Here is a 4607-nt window from a genome sequence, read left to right as displayed (position 1 = left end):
CCTCCCTGCTGCCGGCGCACTCGGTGGTCAGGCGCGGGCCGCCGGCCGCCGGGGACCTCGTCCTCGCGGCCTGAAGCGCACGCTCCCCCGCTCTCCCGAGTCACGGGTGGGGTGCGCGTACCGCCGCGCGCCATGCCCTGGCTCGTCCGGCCGGGAGGCCCGACGCCTCCCCGACCCAGCGCGGTCGCGGCCGGAGAGCGCCCCCATGCCTCATGAGGAGTGTCCTTCAGCATGCAGTCCACGACACCGTCCGCCGTGCCGTCCGTCCGCCGCCTCGCCGCGGCCGGCGCCGTCGCGGCCGCCCTCGCGCTCGCCGCCGCCGGTCCCGCCGCCGCCCACGTCTCCGTCAACCCCGACGAGGCCGAGCAGGGCGGCTACACGACGATCGACGTCAAGGTCCCCAACGAGCGGGACGACGCCTCCACGGTCAAGGTGGAGCTCACCTTCCCCGCCGACCACCCGCTCGCCTCGGTGATGCCCCAGCCGGTGCCCGGCTGGAAAGTGAAGGTGACGAGGACCGAGCCGGCCGAGCCCGTGGAGGCCCACGGCCGGAAGCTCACCGAGGTGCCCTCCAGGATCACCTGGACGGAGACCGGCGGCGGCATCGAGCCGGGCACCTTCCAGCAGTTCCCCGTCTCCGTCGGAAAGCTCCCCGAGGACACCGACCGGCTCGTCCTCAAGGCCGTCCAGACGTACAGCAACGACGAGGTCGTGCGCTGGATCGAGGAGCCGCCCGCCGAAGGGGGCGAGGAGCCGGAGCACCCGGCGCCCGTGCTGAACCTCGTCCCGCCCGCCGAGGGCGGGGACGGCCACGGCGGCACCGACGCCGACGCCGAGTCCGGTGCCGAGTCCGGTGCGGATGCCGACCAGGCCGGCGCCGGGACCACCGCCCGCGACGAGGCCGGCGGCGCGGCGGACACCTCCGACACCACCGCGCGCGTCCTCGCCGCCACCGGAATCGTCCTCGGGGCCGGCGGCATCGCCTACGGAGTCCTGGCCGGACGCCGCCGCACCTCCTGACACCCGGCCGCCCCCGGAGGGGCCCGCCCCTCCCGGCGGACCCCTCCGGGCCCGCGGCCGCAGCCCACCACCGCAAGGAAGAAAGAACCCTCATGCACCACACTCCGCGCCACCACTCCCGGCGCGCCCGCCGGGCCCTCGGGCTCGCCCTCGCCGCCGTACTGATCACCGGAGGCGCCACCGCCTGCGGCACCTCCGGCGACGGCGGCTCCGGCGCCTCCGGCGACGCGGCGGCCTCCGCGGACGCGGGCGGCGGCCCCAAGCGGGGCGTCGTCCTCGACAACCCCTTCGAGAAGCCGGAACTGGTCCTCACCGACACCGACGGCGAGACCTACGACCTGGTCGAGGAGACCAGGGGCCGCCCCACCCTGATCTACTTCGGCTACACCCACTGCCCCGACGTGTGCCCCCTGACGATGAGCAACATCGCCGTCGCCAAGTCCAAGCTGCCCGAGGCCGAGCAGGAGAAGCTGCGGGTCGTCTTCGTCACCTCCGACCCCGAGCGCGACACCCCCGAGTCGCTCGGCGAGTGGCTGCGCGCCCAGGACCCCGACTTCATCGGCCTCACCGGCGACTTCGAGAAGATCCAGGCCGGCGCCCGCTCCCTGGGCATCGCCCTGGAGCCGCCGGTCGAGGACGAGAACGGCGACGTCGTCTCCTCCCACGGCACCCAGGTCCTGGCCTTCCTGCCCGAGGACGACAGGGCGCACGTCCTCTACACCGAGGACGTGCCCGTCGAGACCTACGAGAAGGACCTGCCCGCACTCGCCGAAGGGAAGCTGCCGTGAACCGCCGGAGCGACCGTCCCGTCCGCCGGGCCCTCGGGCTCGCCCTCGCCGCCGCACTGATCACCGGAGGTGCCACCGCCTGCGGCGCCTCCTCCGGTCCGGAGCTGACCGTGGAGGGCGCCTACGTGCCCGAGCCGGTCACCGCCGAGCGGGCGGGCGGCTTCCTGGTCGTGCGCAACGACGGCGACACCGCCGACCGGCTCGTCTCGGCCGCCAGCGACATCTCCGGCGACGTGCAGATACACGAGACCTCCAACGGGCGGATGCGGCGGGTGGACTCCCTGACCGTGCCCGCCAACGGCACGCTGGAGCTCAGCCGGGGCGGCAACCACCTGATGTTCATGGATCTGGAGCGCAAGCCCGCCGAGGGCGAGAAGGTCTCGGTGGAGCTGCGCTTCGAGAAGTCCGACCCGATCACCGTCGAGGTGCCGGTCGAGGCGGCCAACCACGTCCCCGACGGCTCCGGGCACTCCGGTCACTCCGGGCACTCCGAGTAGTGAGGCAGGTACCGCCGCCATGACCACCACCGCTCCCCGCGCCCTGCCGAGGCCGGCCGCCCGGACAGCCCGGTCCGGCCTGTCCGGACCGCTCGGCGTGCTGGGCGTGCTCGGTGTGCTCGGCCTGCTGTCGGCGCTGCTGCTCGGCGGCGCCGCACCGGCCGCCGCGCACGCCACGCTGACCGGCAGCGACCCGGCGCCGGGAGCGGTGGTGGACCGGGCTCCCCGGCAGGTGGCGCTCACCTTCTCCGAGAGCGTGTCGCTGGGCGGTGACGCCATCCGCGTCCTCGCACCCGACGGCGGGCGCGTGGACACCGGAGAGCCGCGGGACCTCTCCGCGGGCGGCGAGATCCGCCACGGGACCGGGCTGCGCGACGGTCTGCCCGACGGCACCTACACCGTCGTCTGGCGGGCGGTCTCGGCCGACAGCCACCCCATCTCCGGCGCCTTCACCTTCTCCGTGGGCGCCCCCTCGCAGACCTCCGCCGCCGTGCCGGAGGAGGAGCCGGGCGGCGGCCCGGGCGGCGTGCTCCACGACATCGCCCGCTACGCCGCCTACACCGGCTTCGTACTGCTCGTCGGCGGGGCGGTCTTCGTCCTCGGCTGCCTGCCCGCCGCAGCCCGGGTGCGGGCGGTGCAGCGCCTGGTGGTGGCCGGCTGGGTCACGCTGACCGCCGCCACCGTCGCGGTCCTGCTGCTGCGGGTCCCGTACACCGGAGCGGGCGGGGCGGGCGACATGCTCGACCCGGGCGCGCTCCGCACGGTGCTGGAGAGCCGGACGGGTACGGCGCTGGTGTCCCGGCTGCTGCTGCTCGCGGTGGCGGCGCTGTTCGTCTCGCTGCTCTTCGGGGCGTACGCCCGGCGCAGCGGCGGGGAGTCCGCGAGCGGGGACGGGGGCGGCGGCGGGGACGGCTCCGGGCACGGGGACGGCTCCGGGCACGGGGACGGCGGTGGGGAGCGGGCCGGGCGCGACCGGCGGGACCTGGTCCTCGGCCTGTCGGCGGGCGGCGCGGTCGTCGCCGTGGGGCTCGCCGCGACCTGGGCCGCGGCCGAGCACGCCTCGACCGGCGTCCAGACCGCCGTGGCGGTACCGGCCGACATCGTCCACCTGCTCGCCGTCGCCGTCTGGCTGGGCGGTCTGGCGGCGCTGCTCACCGCGCTGCGGTGGGGGCCGGCGGTGGGCGGGGAGGCGGTACGCCGCTTCTCCCGGATCGCGCTGGGCTGCGTTGCCGCCCTCGCCGCCACCGGCCTCTACCAGTCCTGGCGCCAGGTCGGCGGCTGGGCGGCGCTGACCTCCACCTCCTACGGACGGCTGCTGCTGGTCAAGATCGCGCTGGTGGCGCTGCTGCTCGGGGCCGCCCGGTTCTCCCGCCGCCACACCGCCCGGCTGGCGGACGCGCCCGGGGACACGGCCGGGAACACGGTCGCAGACACCGCCGGGGAGCAGGGGAAGGCCGTCCCCGAGCCGGTTGCCGCCCCCGAGCCGGTTGCCGCCCACGGACCGGCGCCCGTCCCCGAACCTGGCCCGGACGTCACCCCCGAGCGCGCCGCGCAGCTCGCCCGCCAGCGCGCCGCGGTCGAGGCCGCGCGCCGCAGGCGGGAGCGCGACGCCGACCCGGTACGCGCCGGGCTGCGGCGCTCGGTGCTCGCCGAGGCGGCCGTCGCCGCGGCCGTGCTCGCCGTGACGACCCTGCTCACCGCGGCCGAGCCCGCCCGTACCGCCGCGGCTTCCGGTACGGCCTCCGGCACGGCCGCCGGGCAGCGGCAGGAGCAGCGGGGCGGGTCCGGCTCCGACCGCTGCGGGCCGCTGGTCCTCACCGTCCCCTTCGACACCGGCGGCCCGGACGGCACGGGCCGGGCCCAGCTCCTGCTGGATCCGGGCGGGAGCGGCGCCAACTCCCTGCTGGTGCGCACCACCACCCCCGGCGGCGAGCCGCTGGACGCGCCCGAGGTGCGGGTCGCCTTCACCCTCCCCGCCCGCGACCTCGGCCCGCTGACCGTCCCCCTGAAGCGGACCGGCGAGGGCCGCTGGTCCGCCACCGGGCTCCAACTCCCCCTGCCCGGCGCCTGGGAGGCCGCCGTGACCGTGCGGACCTCCGACATCGACCAGGTGACCGAGCGGAAGACCTTCGAGCTCGGCTGACCGCCACCGACCACCCGCCACCCGCACCCGTACCACCGCCCGTCCAGCATCGCGGTGCGGAACCTCTTCGACCCGTTGGCGTTGGTCCGCTCCCCGATCGCCAGATACGAGGCGTCCTGCCGGAACGGCACCGCCTGATACAGCGACGCCGCCCCCGGC

General features: G+C 76.4%; 4 protein-coding genes. All 4 read left to right on the top strand.

The features are described from left to right. Positions 1-231: 231 nt before the first annotated feature. The 4 genes from ACLIYP_RS29280 to ACLIYP_RS29265 all read left to right on the top strand — a co-directional run bounded on the left by ACLIYP_RS29280 (position 232) and on the right by ACLIYP_RS29265 (position 4448). Positions 232-1020: a YcnI family copper-binding membrane protein gene (locus tag ACLIYP_RS29280; RefSeq protein WP_412716105.1), complete on the top strand. Its 789-nt coding sequence runs from the start codon at positions 232-234 to the stop codon at positions 1018-1020. Positions 1021-1112: 92 nt separating this feature from the next. Continuing rightward, entirely contained in the window at positions 1113-1808 is a 696-nt protein-coding gene (locus ACLIYP_RS29275; RefSeq protein WP_412716104.1) for an SCO family protein, read from the top strand. Further along, complete coding sequence (locus tag ACLIYP_RS29270; RefSeq protein WP_412716103.1) at positions 1805-2305, top strand: copper chaperone PCu(A)C; 501 nt, start codon at positions 1805-1807, stop codon at positions 2303-2305. The genes ACLIYP_RS29275 and ACLIYP_RS29270 overlap by 4 nt, the downstream gene beginning before the upstream one ends. Before the next feature lie 19 nt (positions 2306-2324). Next, positions 2325-4448 (top strand): copper resistance protein CopC, encoded by a 2124-nt coding sequence (locus ACLIYP_RS29265; RefSeq protein ID WP_412716102.1) that lies wholly within the window; start codon positions 2325-2327, stop codon positions 4446-4448. The last annotated feature ends 159 nt before the right edge of the window (positions 4449-4607 follow it).

Source organism: Streptomyces nanhaiensis, from assembly GCF_046614825.1.
In the GTDB taxonomy this organism is placed as follows: Bacteria; Actinomycetota; Actinomycetes; order Streptomycetales; family Streptomycetaceae; genus Streptomyces; species Streptomyces radiopugnans.
Note: the sequence above shows the minus strand (reverse complement) of the source record. Positions and strands in the feature narration are given on the sequence as shown.